Genomic DNA, 15956 nt, shown 5'->3' with positions numbered 1-15956 from the left:
ACCTGCTGCTGACGGGGCCCGTCGACCTGCGTGGTCGGCGGGCCCCCTCGCGTGTGCTGTTCGGGCCGCACGAGACCAACCTCGGGAACGCGGCCCGGGAGATCACCGACCGGCACGTCGCCTACTACGCCGCCCGGGCCGCGGGGGGCGCCGGGATCGTCGTGACCGAGCCGGCGTCGGTGCACGCCTCGGACCATCCCTACGCCTACGCCCCCGCCGCCTTCCCTGCCGCCTTCCCCACCGCCGCGCCGCAGGGCCCTGCTGAACCGCGTGGCCAAGCTGCACGGCCCGGCCCTGCTGCACGGCCCGGCCCTGCCGCACGGCCCGGCCCTGCCGCGGCGGCGCGCGTCGAGATGCAGCTCAGCGGGAACTGTGGATCTTTCGGGCCCGCTGAGCTGCATCTCGGTGACCGGGACGGTGACCGGGACGGTGCGCGGGTGCCCGCCGCGGCCGGGTGGGCGGCGGTCGTCGCGGCGTGCCGGCCGTACGGGACGCTCGTGCTGGCCGGGCTCGCGCACGCCGGTGGGCAGGGCAGCTCCGCGCACTCCGGGCACCCGCTGTGGGCGCCCTCGTCGGTGCCCGACGTCGTGTCCCGTGAGGTCCCGGTCGCGATGGGGGCCGCGGAGATCGACGCGGTGGTCCGCGGCTTCGCCGACGCGGCCCGCGCGGCTGTGGACAGCGGTGTGGACGGTGTGGAGATCTCCGCCGGACAGCACTCGCTGCTGCGCCAGTTCTGCTCCGGCCTGACCAACCACCGCGACGACGCGTACGGCCGCGACCGTGCCCTGCTGCTGCGCGAGGTCCTCGACGCCGTGCGGGCCGCGATCGGACCGGACCCCCTGCTGGCGGTGCGCCTGTGTGTGGATGAGCTCGCACCCTGGGCCGGTGTCACCGGTGACGACGGCCTCGCCATCGCCCGGGCCGTCGCCGACCGGGTGGACCTGCTCGTCCCTGTCGTCGGGAGCGCGTTGTCGGTCGCCGCGACCCGGCCGGACCTGCACACGCCCGAGGCGTTCCTCCGGGGCCGGTGCGGCGGCCTGCGGCGCGCCATCGCCGGTGCGACGACGGTCGTCCTGGCCGGCAGCGTCGCCACCCACGCCCTCGCCGAGGGGGCGCTGACCAGCGGCGACGCCGATATCGTCGAGATGACGAGAGCGCAGATCGCGGACCCGCGGCTCGTCGCGCTGGCCCGGGCCGGGACACCGGAGCGGATCCGGCCGTGCCTGCTCACCAACTCCCTCGCCGCGGCTCGGGACCCGCGCAACCCGGTGGTCGGCGACGAGCTGGAGCCCCGGTCGGGGCACGAACGGACCGACCCGGACCCGGAGCCGCACACGGTCCCGTCGCGTTCCGCGGAACGCGCTCCTGAGGGTGTCGCCGGTCCTCGGGCGCGTTCCGCGGAACGCGGTTCGGAAGGGGACACCGGGCTGCCGGAGCGTTCCGCTGAACGCGGTCCGGAGGGCGTCGCCGGTCAACGGGTGCGTTCCGCGGAACGCGGTTCGGACACCGTCGAGGGTCCGGTGGACCGTTCCGCGGAACGGGGTCCGGATGCCCCGGGGGAACAGCGCGGGGACACGGCCGCGGGCGGTGAGCCGCGTTCCGCGGAACGCGGCGTGGCGCCTCGGCGGGCGGTGCTCGTCGTCGGGGGAGGGCCCGCGGGGCTCGAAGCGGCCCGGACGCTGGCACTGCGCGGACATCCGGTCACGCTGCACGAGCGCGCCGACCGGCTCGGCGGCCTGCTGCCCGCGGCGGCGGTACTGCCCGGCCGGGACCGGCTCGCGCTCGCTGCACCGTGGTGGGCCGCGGAGCTCGACCGGCTCGGCGTCGACGTCCGGCTGGGGTCCGAGGTGGACGCCGCGACGCTCGCCGCCGCCCGGGAGCGGGGTGTGGCGGTGGTGCTCGCGACCGGGTCCCGGCCTCCGCCACCGGTGGTCGACGCGGACGTCCCGGTGCTCGCCGCGGCGGAGCTCTGCGCGGGGGTGGCGCGATCAGTCGGTGTCGTCGCGGTGCTCGCCTCCGCGCGCGTTCCGCGGAACGCACCGGTGCTCGTCGTCGACCCGCTCGGGGACTGGACCGGGCCGGGGGTCGCGGAGCTGCTCGCCGGGGCCGGGTACCGGGTGGTGCTGTCCACCCCGGACGTCGTCGCCGGGCACCAGCTCGGCCGCTGCGGGGACATGGCCGCGGCGAACGTGCGGCTGGAACGGGCCGGTGTCCGGCGGGCGCTGTTCACCCGGCCGGGAGCGGTGCGAGGCGGGGTCGCGGAGCTGGTGGACGTCCACACCGCTGCGGTGACGACCGTGCCGTGCGCGGCCGTCGTCGACTGCGGACCGCGGCTCCCGCAGAACGCGCTCCCGGCGCTGCCCGGCTGTCACCCCGCGGGGGACCGGGTCGCGCCGCGGACGCTCGCCGAGGCGGTGCGGGAGGGGCGGCGGGCCGCGTTCGCTCTCGCGGAGGCGGAGGCGGAGGCGGAGGCAGACGCAGAGGCAGACGCGACGGCGGGCGGCACGACCCGCGCCGGGGCACGTGACACGACCGGGGCCGGTGGGGCCGCGCCGCCGGAGTCCGCGGACGGGGAGCTCCCGCGGCCCCGGCTCGGCGACCCCCTGCGCCTCGGCCGCACCACAATGCGCAACCGGATCGTCTTCACCGCCCACCTCACCGGCTTCGCCGAGGGCGGCATGCCGACCGACCGGCACACCGCCTACTACGCGGCCCGAGCCGCGGGCGGCGCCGGACTGGTGATCACCGAGGAGCACGCCGTCCACCCGTCGGACCGGCCGTACGAGCGGCTGATCCGCGGTCACGACCCGGCCGTGCTGCCCGGCTACCGCGCCCTCACCGACGCGGTGCACGCCCATGGCGCGCGCGTGCTCGCCCAGCTCAACCACAACGGTGCGCAAGGGTCGGGGATGTACTCGCGTGCGGCCGTCGTCGGGCCGTCGGCGCTGCCCGACCCGATGTTCCGGGAGGTCCCCGCCGAGCTCGACGCCGCCGGGATCGGGGAGATCGTCGCCGCGTTCGCCGACGTCGCCGCGCGCTGCGTCGCCGGCGGGTTCGACGGCGTCGAGCTCCAGTGCTCGCACGCCTCGCTGCTGCGGCTGTTCCTCTCCCCGGCCACCAACCACCGCACCGACGCCTGGGGCCGCGACCGGGCGAAGCTGGTGCTCGACATCGTCGCCGCCGTCCGTGCCGCGATCGGCCCGGACCCGGTGCTGGGTCTGCGGATCGGTGTCGACGAGCGCATCGAGGGCGGCATCACCCCCGCCGACGGCGCCGACCTCGCCCGCCGGCTCGCCGCGACCGGGCAGGTCGACCACCTCAACACCTCGATCGGGGTCGCCACCTCGACGCTGCACCTCATCGAGCCCTCCATGCACACCCCGCCGGGCTACGCCGGGCACCTCGCCGCGACCCTGCGCCGCACCGTCCGGGCAGCCGGGGCAGACCTCCCGGTGATCGGGGTCGGCCGGTTCACCACACCCGAGCAGGCCGCCGCGGCCCTCGCGCGCGGCGAGTGCGACCTCGTCGGCGTCGCCCGCGGGCAGATCGCCGACCCCGGCTTCGCGACCAAGGCCCTCACCGGACGCCCGGTGCGCCGCTGCGTCGGATGCAACCAGGACTGCATCGGCCGGGTCGGGCTGAACCTGCCGCTGGGCTGCGCGGTCAACCCGGCCGCGGGACGCGAGCGGCTCGTCCCGCTCGCCCGGTCCGCCGACCCCGCGCCGGGGCGGGTGCTCGTCGTCGGGGCCGGGCCCGCCGGGCTCGCCGCGGCCGCGTCCCTCGCCGGACGCGGGCACCGGGTGCTGCTCGCCGAACGCGCGGGCACCCCCGGTGGGCGGCTCGCCCTCGCGGCGACCGCGCCCGGGCGGGCCGAACTCGGCCACGTCGTCGCCGACCTGCTGCGCGAGGTGCACACGGCCGGGGTCGAGGTCCGGTACGGCACGACCGTCGACCGCGGTCTCGTCGACGAGCTGGACCCCGCGGCGGTCGTCGTCGCCACCGGGTCGGTGCCCGCCACCCCGCCGTGGGACCCCGAGCGGCTGACCGTCGCCGTGGACGACGTGCTGGCCGGGGTGCGCCTGCCCGCGGGCCCGGTGCTCGTCGTCGACGAACTCGGGTTCCACCAGGCCACCTCGGTCGCCGAGCTGCTCGCCGCCCGCGGGCACGCCGTCGAGATCGTCACACCGGCGCTGGTCGTCGGGCAGGACCTCGGACTCACCCTGGACCGCGAGGGGTTCCGCCGCCGCGCGCACGCCGCCGGGATCCGCTGCAGCACCGACCGGGCCGTGCTCGGGGTGCTGCGCAGGGGCGAGCGCGGGGGTGAGCAGAGCGCAGGGGGGCCGGGCTGCGCAGGAGGACCGGGCTGCACGGTGGAGCTGCTGCACCACCCGACCGGTCGCGCCGAGCGTCGCGAGGTCGGCGCCGTCGTCGCCGCGACGGCCACCGTGCCCGCCACCCGCCTCTGGACCGCACTGGCCGACGGGCCGTGGCCGGTGCACCGCATCGGCGACGCCCTGGCCCCGCGCCGGTTCGACGCCGCGATCCGCGAGGGGACGCTGCTCGACCTGCGTCCGGCCCCGGTCCCTGCTGTCGCGCCGTGACCACCGCCCCGGGCGCGCCGGCCCACCGGCCTCCGTGCTGCGGGGTGGCGTCGTCGCTGCCGGGTGGCGTCGTCGTCCCCGCGGTGACCGCGCCGCGCCGGACCGGGACCCGACCGGGCAGGCTGGGACCGTGCTGCTCGCGGATCTCACCTGGCCCGACCTCGACCCGGCCGCGGTGTACACGCTGCTCGTGCCGGTCGGCTCCACCGAGCAGCACGGCCCGCACCTGCCGCTGGGCACCGACACCGCCGTCGCCTCGGCGGTCGCCGCGGCGCTGCACGACGCCGACCCGGGACTGGTCCTCGCCCCCGCGCTGCCCTACGGCGCCGCGGGCGAGCACGAGGGCTTCCCCGGCACCGTGTCGATCGGGGAGGACGCACTGCGCACCGTGCTCGTCGAGTACGGCCGCTCGGCGTGCCGGTGGGCGTCGAGGCTGGTGCTGCTCAACGGGCACGGCGGCAACGTCGCCGCGCTGCGGTCCGCGGTGACCCTGCTGCGCCACGAGGGCCGCGACGCCGGCTGGCTGTCCTGCGTCGCCGACGTCCCCGGCGTACCGCTGGACGCCCACGCCGGGCGCTACGAGACCTCGCTGCTCACCCACCTGCACCCCGGGGCGGTTCGCGCCGACCGCGCCGAGATGGGCGACACCCGGCCGCTGCGCGAGGTCATCGCGGAGCTGCGGGCCGGGGGGATCGCCGCGGTCAGCCCGAACGGCGTGCTCGGCGACCCGGCCGGGGCGTCGGCCGAGGAGGGCCGGCGCCTGCTCGCGGCGATCACGGCGACGGCGTCGGCGGCGGTCACCGCCTGGGACCCCGACCCCGGCACCGGGCGTCTCCGCCCGCCGGCGGCGTAGCGCGGGGTCACGCCGCCCGGTGAGCCGGCGCCGGCGCTCCGCACACCACCCGGCGCCCGGTGCTCAGTGGGGCGGGCCGGTACTGCGGCCGGGCACGAGGTCCGTGCCGATCCGGGTGACGCCGGGCGGGGCGTGCGGCACCGCGGCCAGTGCGGCCGCGGCGGCCCGGCCGAGCTCCTCCAGTGGCACCCGGAGCGCGGTCAACAGCGGGTCCGAGCCGTCGTCGCCCCCAACCGCGGCCAGGTGGTCGACCGCTGCGACGCTCATCCGGCCCGGGACGTCGACACCCTGCTCGCGCAGCCCGATCAGCAGCCCGAGCGCGATGTAGCTCGAGTAGGCCACGACCGCGGTGACCTCGTCGGCAAACGGCCACCGGGCGGCCAGGCGGAGGCCGGTGTCCAGATCAGGGCTCTCCGAGCCGACCACGTCGAGCCGCCCGCCGACCGTCCGTACCCGGCGGGTCGCGGCGGCTACCCGCAGCCGGTCCAGCGACGAGCCGTGCGGGCCGCCGACGTAGCCGATGCGCCGGTGTCCGAGCCCGAGCAGGTGCTCGGTCAGCCGGCCGACCCCGCGTGGGGTGTCGGCGAGGAACGCGGGCAGTCCACGGACGGGTCGGTCGATCACGGCGAGCGGGATCCGGGACGCGAGCTCGCGCAGCCCGTCCTCGGGGGCGCGGGGGGCGACCAGCAGTACACCGTCGGCGTGCCCGAGGAGTCCGCCCGCCAGCTCGATCTCCTGGTCACCGTCGACGGCCGAGGAGATCAACGAGTGGCCGCCGGCCGTGGACAGCTCTCGCTGCGCCCCGGCCAGGATCGGGCCGAAGTAGGGGTTGGTGAGCGACGGGACGACCATCGCGATGGTCCCGGTACGCCCGGTGAACAGGGCCCGTGCCGCCGGGTTGAGGCTGAGCCCCATCTCCGTGGCGAGGCGCTGGACGCGTTCGCGGGTGCCCGCGGCGACGAGATCGGGCCGGCTGAGCGCGCGGGAAGCAGTGGACTTCGAGACGCCGGCCGCACGGGCGACATCCTCGAGCCTGATCACGCGTCGTTCCTCTCGTGCCGCGGTGTGTTTCGTCCTGATGAATCCGGGATGGATCGGATTGCGGCTCTCCCACGGCCAACTGTAGCGTCCGCTGCAACCGGTTGCTGCAACCGGTTGCAGTTGGTGAGCGAACGGAGACCCGATGCGACGACTGGCGACCGCGGCGTTGGTGCTGCCCGCGGTGGTGCTGCTCGTCGTGGGCTTCGGCTATCCGTACGTGACGATGCTGCTGGCCCCGGCCGCCGACCCCGCCCCGGACGTACCCGGCGCGTTGCTCGCGGCGGTGACCGATCCCTACGTGATCGAGATCGTGGCCCGCACCGCCCGGGTGGCCGGGCTCGCGACCCTGGCCAGCGTGCTGCTCGGGTTCCCGGTGGCGTGGCTGATCAGCCGGGTCGCGCCGCGGTGGCGGGCGCTGCTGCTGCTCGCGGTCACGTTCCCCCTGCTGCTGTCCACCGTCGTGCGGACCTTCGCCTGGATCGTGCTGCTCGGCGGGGAGGGGCTGGTCAGCCGTGCCCTGCAGGGCGTCGGGCTGGCGTCGGGACCGGTCCAGCTGCTCTACACCGAGACCGCGATGGTGCTCGGCCTCACCCAGCTGTTCATGCCGCTGCTGATCCTCACCGCCTACAGCTCGCTGGCCTCGGTCGACCCGGCCCTCGAGGACGCCGCCCGCGGCATGGGAGCCGGCAACGCGGCGGTGTTCACCCGGGTGGTGTTCCCGCTCGCCCTGCCCGGGACGGCCGTCGGCGCGATCCTCGTGTTCGCCGGCTCGGTCACCGCGTTCACCACGCCGTCGCTGCTGGGCGGCACCCGCAACCGGACCCTGGCCACCCTGCTCTACCAGGAGGCGAACACCTCGGTGAACTGGAGTGCCGCCAGCGCGGTCGCCATCATCATGACCGCGATCCTGCTGGTCGTGACGCTGGTGCTCGCCCGGGTCCCGGCGATCGGGGCCCGCCGGTGACCCGTCGTCCCGTGCTGACGGTGCTCGCCGCGGTCGCCGTGTTCTTCCTGCTGTTCCCGATCGTCGTCGTCGTCGGCATCGCGGTCACGGCCGGGACGGCGCTGGCCTTCCCGCCGGAAGGGCTGTCGCTGCGGTGGTTCACCGAGGCGGTGTCCTACGAGCCGTTCCGCTCGGCGCTCGGCACGAGCCTGGTCGTCGCGGTGTTCGCGACGGTGCTCGCGCTCGTCGTCGGCGTCCCGGCCACCTACGCGATCCACCGGCGCTCACCGCGCGGGCGCACCCTGCTGCAGACGCTGTTCCTGTCGCCGCTGATCGTGCCCGAACTGGTCCTCAGCTTCGCGCTGTTCCAGTTCTTCGTCGTGCAGGCCGGGATCGACACGTTGTCCGCGCTGGTCGTCGGGCACGCGGTGCTCCTGCTGCCCTACACGGTGCGCGTGACCGGCGCGTCGCTGCTCGCCGCCGACCCGGCGCTCGAGGAGGCCGCGACCGGGCTCGGTGCGGGCCCGCTGACCACGTTCTTCCGGATCACCCTCCCGGTGATCGCTCCCGGTGTGGTGGCCGCGTCGATCCTGTCGGTGCTCACCTCGTTCAACAACGTGCCGCTGTCGCTGATGCTCACCTCCCGACGCGTGGAGACGCTGCCGGTGGCGATGCTGTCCTACGTCCAGACGTCCTTCACCCCGATGGTCGCCGCCGCCAGCACCCTGTTGCTGGTGTTCGCGGTGGCCGTCGCGCTGGTGACCGAACGGCTGGTCGGATTCCAGAAGGTCTTCGGACGGAGTTCCTCATGACGACCCCCGCCCCGGTGCGTCCCCCGACCGCCACCGACGACGACGTGGTGGGACTGTCCGGCGTCAGTCGCGACTTCGGAGCGGGCCCGGTCGTGGACGACCTCGACCTGTCGGTGCGACGGGGCGAGTTCCTGGCGCTGCTCGGACCCAGCGGCTGTGGCAAGACCACCCTGCTGCGCATGATCGCCGGCTACCTGGAGCCCACCGCGGGTCGGGTGACGATCAACGGTACGGACGCCACCCGGATGCCGGTCCGCCGTCGCAACATCGGCATGGTCTTCCAGTCCTACGCGCTGTTCCCGCACCTGAGCGTGGCGGAGAACGTCGCGTTCGGGCTGCGGATGCGCAAGGTCGGCCGCGTCGAACGGGACCGGCGGGTGCACGAGGCGCTGGACCTGGTCGGACTCGCGCACCTCGGCGCGCGCCGCCCGGCCGAGCTGTCCGGTGGCCAGCAGCAGCGGGTCGCGCTCGCCCGCGCCGTCGTCGTGCGCCCGGACGTGCTGCTGCTCGACGAGCCGCTGTCCAACCTCGACGCCCGGCTGCGGGTGCAGCTGCGCGACGAACTCGCCAGGGTGCAGCGCGAGACCGGCCTGACCACCGTGCTGGTCACGCACGACCAGGAGGAGGCGCTGGCCGTCGCCGACCGCATCGTGCTGCTGGACCGCGGCCGGGTCGCGCAGGAGGGCACGCCACGGGAGGTCTTCGAGCGGCCCCGCACCCGGTTCGTCGCCGAGTTCCTCGGCTACCGCAACGTCCTCGACCTCCCCGGGCGCGGTCGCGTCGCGATCCGGCCCGAGCACGTGCGGGTGCACCCCGATGGCGGAGCCACCGACGCGGCCCCCGGCGACGCCCGCGACGTCGTCGTCCTCGACGGGACGATGCGCTCGTCGACCTACCGCGGGACCTACAGCACCGCCACCGCCGTCGTCCCGACGCACGGGGGCGAGGCCGAGGTGCAGGGCGTCACCGGCACGCCCGAACCGGCCCCTGGTGACCGGGTCCGGGTGGAGCTGCGGGTGTCCGCGATCGTGAGTCTGGAAGCCGACCCCGAGGAGGTCCTGTGATGGCCAGGCCCGTCATGAAGAGGAACGCCGTGTGGGTCTTCGGGGCCGTGACGGCGGTGTTGCTCGCCGGCTGCGGCGGACCCGGCGGCTCGGGCGGGGGTTCCGACGAGCTCGTCGTGTCCGGGTTCAGCTTCGGGGCGGAGGAGTTCGAGAAGACCGTCGTCGCCCCGTTCGAGGAGGAGACCGGCATCCGGGTCACCTTCGACCCGGGCTCGAACTCCGACCGGTACAACCGGCTGCTGGTCGACCGGGCCCGTCCGGACGTCGACGTCGTGCTGATCTCCGACCTGTTCGCCGCCGACGGGGAGCGGGAGGGGCTGTTCACCGACATCGACCCGGGGTCGGTGCCGAACCGGGCGGACACCGTCGAGTTCGCCCGGGACGCCCCGGGCCAGGGAATCCCGTACACCTTCACGCTGCCGGGCGTCCTCTACTCGACCGACGCCTTCCCCGACGGACCGCCGACGGTCGCGTCGCTCTGGGACCCGGAGCTGGCGGGCCGGATCGCGGTCCCCGACATCTCGGCGACGGCGGGGATCCCGTTCCTCATCGCGGTCGCAGAGACCTTCGGCAGCGGGCCGCAGGACGTCGACACCGCGTTCGCGAAGCTGGCCGAGCTCAAGCCGAACGTGCTGCAGTTCTACTCGAGCACCACCGAGCTGCTCAGCCTGCTCGAGCGGGGCGAGGTCGTCGCCGCGCCGGGCCTGGACCTGTTCGCCTACGACGCCGTCGAGGCCGGCCGGCCGGTCGCCTGGGCCCCGTTCGACCGGGGACGAGTGCTGTCCTACAACAAGGCGGAGATCGTCGAGGGGGCCGCGAACACCGACGGCGCCCAGCGGTTCGTGAACTACCTGCTGTCGCCGGAGGTGCAGACCCGCACCGCCACGGCGTTCTCCGACAAGCCGGTGAACCGGGCCGCGACCGTCCCGCCGATCATGACCGAGGTGTCCGGCGGCGCCGCGACCGACCCGGGTGCAGCCGGCTACGTCCCGCTGGACCTCGACTTCGTCGGCGCGAACCGCGGCGCGTGGATCGACCGGTTCGCCCGCGAGGTGTCGGGCTAGTGCCGGAGCCGACACCGCCGCTCCCGGTCGTGATCGACACCGATCCCGGGGTCGACGACGCGATTGCGCTGCTCCTGGCTCTGGGCTCCTCCGCACTGCGGGTGGCCGGGGTGACGACGGTGGCGGGCAACGCAGGGATCGAGCAGGTGACGGCCAACGCCACCGCCGTGCTGGACCTGGCCGGCGGACCTGCCGGTCGCGATGGGGGCGGCCGGGCCGCTCGCCGGTGGCCCCCGGGTGCCCGACGAGCCGGTGCACGGCCCGGGCGCCCTCGGCGGGGTCGTCCTGCCGCCGGGCGCCCGTTTGGTCGCCGGCACGCCCGGTACCGGGGGCCACGGCCCGGACGGCCGTGGCGACGGGACGGCCGCGGTCGACCTGATCGCCCGCCTGGCCCGGACGCACCCGGGCGAGCTCGTGCTGCTCGCGCTCGGACCGCTGACGAACGTGGCCCGGCTCCTCGAGCGCGACCCCGAGGCGGCAGGCATGCTCGCCGGCGTCGTCCACATGGGAGGCGCCGCCTTCGCCCCGGGCAACGTCACCCCCGCCGCGGAGTTCAACACCTACTGCGACCCGGAGGCGGCCCGGGTGGTGCTCACCAGCGGTCTGCCCGTCCGGCTGGTGCCACTCGACGTGACCCGCCGGGTCGTGCTGCCGGGCGCCGTCGCCGACCGGCTCGCCGGCTCCGCGGACCCGGTCACCGCCACCGCAGGCGCAATGCTGCAGGGTCTGGTGGAGGGACACGCCCGCCGGCACGGGGTCCGCGAGTGCCGGGTGCACGACGCGACGGCCGTCGTCGCGCTGCTCGATCCGGAACGGTTCTGCTGGCGGCGCCACCCCGTCGACGTCGAGTGCGTCGGCGAGCTCACCCGGGGGGCGCTGGTGACCGACGTGTACGGCCGCACCGGGCGGCCCGCCACGGTCGAGCTCGCCCTGGACCTCGACCCGGACCCCGTCCGTCACCGCCTGCTCGCCGTCCTGGAGGACGCCCGATGATGCGTGCGATCACCGGAACGCTGCTGCTGCGCGGCGGATCCGTCGTCTCCGTCCACACCGGCGAGACGTTCCGCGCGGACGTGCTGGTCGAGGGGGACCGGATCCGAGCCGTGCTCGCCCCGGACCGGGCGGAGCTGACCGCCGCGGAAGAGCTGGACGTGACCGGGCGGCTCGTCGTGCCCGGCTACATCGACGCGCACATGCACGTGGAGAGCTCGCTGGTGCCGCCGGCCGAGTTCGAGGCGCTCACCCTGCACCGGGGCACGACAACCGTGCTGGCCGACCCGCACGAGATCGTCAACGTCGCCGGTCGCGAGGGCATGGCCTGGATGATCGAGCAGGGCCGTGGCCTGCGACAGGACATCCGGTGGGCGGTGCCGTCCTGCGTGCCGTCGCTGCACGGGTTCGAGACCGCCGGGGCCGACCTCGACGCCGACGACATCGCCGAGATGCTCGGCTGGGGCGGCGTCACGACGCTCGGCGAGGTCATGGACTACCGGGCCGTGATCGGCGGGGACCCACGGACCCTGGCGATCATCGACGCGGCGTGCCGGGCCGGGGTGCGCCTGGACGGTCACTGCCCGCACATCAGTGGGGCAGACCTGAACGAGTACCTGTGGGCGGGCGTCGACTCCGACCACACGAAGAACTCGCCCGAGGTCACCGTGGAGAAGGCCCGGCTCGGGATGGTCATGATGCTGCAGGAGAAGTGCCTGCGGCCCGAGCTCGTCGAGGCGTTGCTCGCGCTGCCGGTGCTGCCGGACTTCTGCCTGGTCAGCGACGACGTCGCCCCGGACGCGGCGGTCGACCACGGGCATCTCGACCACCTGGCGGGCGTCGCCCTGGACTGCGGGCTCCCGGCCCTGGCGGCTCTGCGCGCGCTGACCCTGCACCCGGCACGCCGGCTCGGCCTCGACGATCGTGGCGTCGTCGCCCCCGGCCGGCGGGCAGACCTCGTCGTGCTGCGCGACCTGACCTCCTTCGTCCCCGAGCACGTGGTGTGCGGTGGTGTGCCGGTCGGTGAGCCCACCCCGCGCCCGACGCCGTCGCACCCGTTCGGCGGGACGGTCCGGCTGCCCGAGGCCCCGGACGGACGGTGGCGGACCGACCTGCCCGACGGCGAGTACCCGTTCCGCGCGTTGCGGGTCAACCCGGTCGACACCTACACCGAGCCGGACGAGATCGTCCTGCCGGTGCGCGACGGTGTCGTCGAGTGGGAGGGCCGCTGCGCAGTGGTGACGGTGGTCGAACGGCACACCGGGGCCGCGTCGCGGCAGACTGCACCGGTGCTGGGGTTCGCCCCCACGCCCGGAGCCTTCGCGACGACCTACGCACACGACAGTCACAACCTCACCGTCGTCGCCACGTCCGCCGGGGCACTCGCCGAGGCCGCCGGCCGGGTTCGTGCGGCCGGCGGCGGGATCGCCCTGGTGCGAGAGGACTCCGCGCCAGTGGAGCTGAGGCTGCCGATCGGGGGCGTCATGTCCGACCTCCCCGCGGACGAGGTCGCCGCGGCGGCCCGGGAGATCCGCTCCGCGGTGCGCGAGTGGGGCTGGGACCACGCCAACCCGTTCATGAGCCTGACGACCATGACGCTGCCGGTCTCGCCGCAGGTGAAGATCACCGACCGGGGGCTGGTGCGGGTCGTCGAGCGGGACTGGGAACCGGCGGTGCGCGCGGGCGGGTGAGCGCGGTGCCGCTCAGCTCGCGTGGGAGAGCAGGGGCACGAGCTGCTCGGCGGTGGTGAACGAGCCGTGCTGGCCGGGGAACGTCGACAGGAACGGCTCGGCCTCGGTCCGGACCACCGCTGCCGTCCCGTGCATCGCGACGACGACGTCGCCGATCCGGTCGAGCACCCGGTCGGCGACCGGGCCGAACCAGCCCCGGGCCACCGCCTCCTCCCGGGTGACGACGGACGCGTCGTCGCCGAGCACGGCCCGCCAGGCGGCGAGCACGTCGGCCGTCGCCCCGGGTCCGGTGTAGACGTGGCGGGCGCGCGGGTCCCCGCCGAGCAGCGCCACTCCGTCGGTCAGCGCCGGGGTGGTGTCGGCGTCGACGGTCCGGTCGACGGTGACCATGCCGTGGTCACCGGTGACGGCCAGCAGCGTGCCCGCGGGCAGCTCGGCCAGGAGCATCCCGAGCAGCGCGTCGACCTGGCGCAGCTGCCAGCGCCACGCCGGCGTCCCGGGGCCGTACAGGTGGCCGACCTTGTCGAGGTCGGCGTGGTAGCCGTAGACCAGCCGGGGTCCCGGCCCCTCGACGCCGGCGAGGATCTCGACGGCCAGGTCGCCGAGCGCGGCGACCCCGCGGTACTCGCCGCCGCGCAGCCCGGACCGGGTCAGCCCGGACGTCCGGAACTCCAGCGGTGACACCGACCGCACCGCGACGCCCGCCGCCGCGGCGCGCTCCAGCACCGTCGGTTCCGGCTGCACCCGCTCCGGGACGAGCGTCTCCCGCAGGTCCCGGCGGCCCGAGGACCAGCCCAGCGCGTCGAGCAGCTCCCCGTCGACGCGGAACCGCAGGCCCAGGGTGCCGTGCGCGCCCGGGGGCAGCCCGGTGCCGAGCGAGGTCAGGCTGATCGGCGTCGTCGAGGGGAAGCCGACGGTCAGCGGCCCGGCATCGGCGAGCCCGGCCAGCACCGGCGCGTCGTCGGCGTGGGCGCGCAGCGGCTCGTGGCCGAGGCCGTCGACCAGCAGCAGCACCGCGGCCCGGGCCTGCGGCAGCACGAACGCGGGCGGCCGCTGGTCGAGCGGGGCGCCGATCGCGTGCGTCAGGGCGGGCAGGACGTCGGCCAGCGTCGCCGAGCCGTAGCGGGGGAGGACCTCGGACATGTCCGGGAGTCTGCCCCGGCCGGGCCCGGGCGGACCACGCCGATCGGGCAGGTGCGGGTGTCGACCGGCCACGCCCGGGGATGGAAGGCTCCCGCAGGTGACCGTCGCCCGGACCGACCCCGACCGCCCGTCCACCGGGGAACCGGCCGGCCCGGCGGACCGCAGGCTCCCGGACGGCTTCCGGGTCGTGCTCGACCGGCGCACCCGACGGCTCGACGGCGGGGCGGCCCTGCTCGGCGGCGCCCCGCCCCGGCTGGTGCACCTGTCCGCGCGGGCCCGCGCGCTGCTGCCCGCCCCCGGGCGCCCGCTGGTCGTCACCGGCCCCACCGAGCGGTCCCTGGCCCGCACCCTGCTCGACGCCGGGCTCGCCCACCCCCTCACCGACGCACCGGCCGGGGTCACCGCGGCCGAGGTCACCGTCGTCGTCCCGGTGAAGGACCGCCCGCTGGACCGGCTCCTCGCCGCGCTGGCCGGGACCGGGGTGGCCGGCCCGATCGTCGTCGACGACGGGTCCGCCGACCCGGCACCGCTGCGCCGCGCCGTCGAGCGGGTCGGGGGGACCGTGCTGCGGCACGCCACCCCGCGCGGCCCGGCAGCCGCCCGCAACGCCGGCCTGGCCGCCGCGACCACCCCGTTCGTGGTGTTCCTCGACTCCGACGTCGTCCCCGAACCCGGCTGGCTGCCCCCACTGCTCGCCCACCTCGCCGACCCCGCGGTCGGCCTCGTCGCACCGCGGATCGTGGCGCTGGACCCGGAGCGGGGCGGTGGGCTGCGCGGGGCCGTCGGGCGCTACGAGGCGGTGCGGTCGTCGCTGGACCTGGGCCCCGACGCGGCGCTGGTCGTGCCGCGGTCCCGGGTCGCCTACGTGCCGAGCGCGGCGATGCTCGTGCGGGTGTCGGCGGTCGGACCGGTCGCGTTCGACCCGCGGATGCACGTCGCCGAGGACGTCGACCTCGTCCTGCGCCTGCACGACGCCGGCTGGGCGATGCGCTTCGAGCCCGTCTCCCGCGTCGCCCACGACCACCGCACGCACCCCGGGGAGTGGTTGCGGCGCAAGGCGTTCTACGGCACCGGGGCGGCGCCGCTGGCATGCAGGCACCCCGGCGCGGTCCCGCCGCTGATCCTCTCGCCGTGGACGGCGGCGGTCTGCCTGCTCCTGCTCGTCCAGCGGCGGGGGGCGACGGCGCTCGCCGCCGTCGTCACCGGCGTCGCGACCGAACGGCTGTCCCGCGCGCTGCCCCGGCTCGAGCGGCCGCGGCGCGGTGCGGCGCTGCTCACCGCGCTCGGCCTGTCCGGGGCGCTGTGGCAGACGGCGTCGGCGCTGACCCGGCACTTCTGGCCGGTCGCCGCCCTCGGCTGCCTGGTGTCGCGCCGGGCCCGCCGCGCGGTCGTCGTGGCGGCGCTGGCGGAGGGGCTGGCCGACTGGTGGCGCCACCGCGACCGTGACCCGCGGGTCCGCACCGGACCGCTGCTGCACCTGCTGGCGCACCGACTCGACGACCTCGCCTACGGGGCGGGTCTGTGGTGGGGGGCGGTCGAGCACCGGACCGCCGCCCCGCTGCGTCCGGCCGGCCCTGGCGCCCGACGTTGACACAGGTTAGGCTTCCCTGACCTGCGACGTGGAACCACTCCGTCCGGGCTGGTCTGAACGGGTGATTCGTGTTGCGTCACGGATCCGTTTCTGCGGGCGGCTCTCGCCTGCGTTCTCCGCGCCTGCGGTTGCGCGCGACAGGCTGTCGCCGTGACGTCGGCGA

10 protein-coding genes and 1 pseudogene are annotated in these 15956 nt (G+C 76.0%); 9 read left to right on the top strand and 2 right to left on the bottom strand.

Annotated features, from left to right (window positions below):
- Positions 1–2 precede the first annotated feature (2 nt).
- Both Ae717Ps2_RS39315 and mftE read left to right on the top strand, forming a co-directional pair.
- Positions 3–4601, top strand: a complete 4599-nt coding sequence (locus tag Ae717Ps2_RS39315; RefSeq protein ID WP_233147806.1) for a mycofactocin system FadH/OYE family oxidoreductase 2 — start codon at positions 3–5, stop codon at positions 4599–4601.
- A gap of 130 nt (positions 4602–4731) precedes the next feature.
- Complete coding sequence (gene mftE, locus Ae717Ps2_RS24310) at positions 4732–5454, top strand: mycofactocin biosynthesis peptidyl-dipeptidase MftE (RefSeq protein WP_075309885.1); 723 nt, start codon at positions 4732–4734, stop codon at positions 5452–5454.
- 63 nt (positions 5455–5517) lie between these two features.
- Here mftE and Ae717Ps2_RS24305 read toward each other — a convergent pair whose 3' ends face one another.
- Complete coding sequence (locus Ae717Ps2_RS24305) at positions 5518–6495, bottom strand: LacI family DNA-binding transcriptional regulator (RefSeq protein WP_075309887.1); 978 nt, start codon at positions 6493–6495, stop codon at positions 5518–5520.
- Between the two features lie 142 nt (positions 6496–6637).
- On the opposite strand from Ae717Ps2_RS24305, the gene Ae717Ps2_RS24300 reads away from it, so the two are divergent.
- From Ae717Ps2_RS24300 to Ae717Ps2_RS39310, 6 genes and pseudogenes are all read left to right on the top strand, one after another.
- Complete coding sequence (locus tag Ae717Ps2_RS24300; RefSeq protein ID WP_075309889.1) at positions 6638–7459, top strand: ABC transporter permease; 822 nt, start codon at positions 6638–6640, stop codon at positions 7457–7459.
- The gene (locus Ae717Ps2_RS24295; RefSeq protein ID WP_075309891.1) at positions 7456–8250 is read left to right on the top strand and encodes an ABC transporter permease; all 795 of its coding nucleotides are present in this window, start codon (positions 7456–7458) and stop codon (positions 8248–8250) included. Before Ae717Ps2_RS24300 ends, Ae717Ps2_RS24295 begins: the two co-directional genes overlap by 4 nt.
- Positions 8247–9314, top strand: coding sequence for an ABC transporter ATP-binding protein (locus tag Ae717Ps2_RS24290; protein WP_139318907.1), 1068 nt, complete (start codon positions 8247–8249; stop codon positions 9312–9314). The genes Ae717Ps2_RS24295 and Ae717Ps2_RS24290 overlap by 4 nt, the downstream gene beginning before the upstream one ends.
- A complete protein-coding gene (locus Ae717Ps2_RS24285; RefSeq protein ID WP_075309892.1) occupies positions 9314–10378 on the top strand; it encodes an ABC transporter substrate-binding protein in 1065 nt (354 codons plus the stop codon). The genes Ae717Ps2_RS24290 and Ae717Ps2_RS24285 overlap by 1 nt, the downstream gene beginning before the upstream one ends.
- Positions 10342–11371: pseudogene (locus Ae717Ps2_RS24280) on the top strand (nucleoside hydrolase). The gene Ae717Ps2_RS24285 and the pseudogene Ae717Ps2_RS24280 overlap by 37 nt, the downstream one beginning before the upstream one ends.
- Entirely contained in the window at positions 11368–13059 is a 1692-nt protein-coding gene (locus Ae717Ps2_RS39310) for an adenine deaminase C-terminal domain-containing protein (protein WP_075309894.1), read from the top strand. The pseudogene Ae717Ps2_RS24280 and the gene Ae717Ps2_RS39310 overlap by 4 nt, the downstream one beginning before the upstream one ends.
- A gap of 12 nt (positions 13060–13071) precedes the next feature.
- Here Ae717Ps2_RS39310 and Ae717Ps2_RS24270 read toward each other — a convergent pair whose 3' ends face one another.
- Positions 13072–14202, bottom strand: a complete 1131-nt coding sequence (locus Ae717Ps2_RS24270; RefSeq protein WP_075309896.1) for an alkaline phosphatase family protein — start codon at positions 14200–14202, stop codon at positions 13072–13074.
- Positions 14203–14299: 97 nt separating this feature from the next.
- Between Ae717Ps2_RS24270 and mftF the strand changes: the two genes are divergently transcribed.
- Entirely contained in the window at positions 14300–15793 is a 1494-nt protein-coding gene (gene mftF / locus Ae717Ps2_RS24265; RefSeq protein ID WP_075309898.1) for a mycofactocin biosynthesis glycosyltransferase MftF, read from the top strand.
- Positions 15794–15956: the final 163 nt, after the last annotated feature.

Source organism: Pseudonocardia sp. Ae717_Ps2, assembly GCF_001932475.1.
In the GTDB taxonomy this organism is placed as follows: Bacteria; Actinomycetota; Actinomycetes; order Mycobacteriales; family Pseudonocardiaceae; genus Pseudonocardia.
The sequence above is the reverse complement of the archived record's forward strand: the minus strand, read 5'-3'. Positions and strand labels throughout refer to the sequence as shown.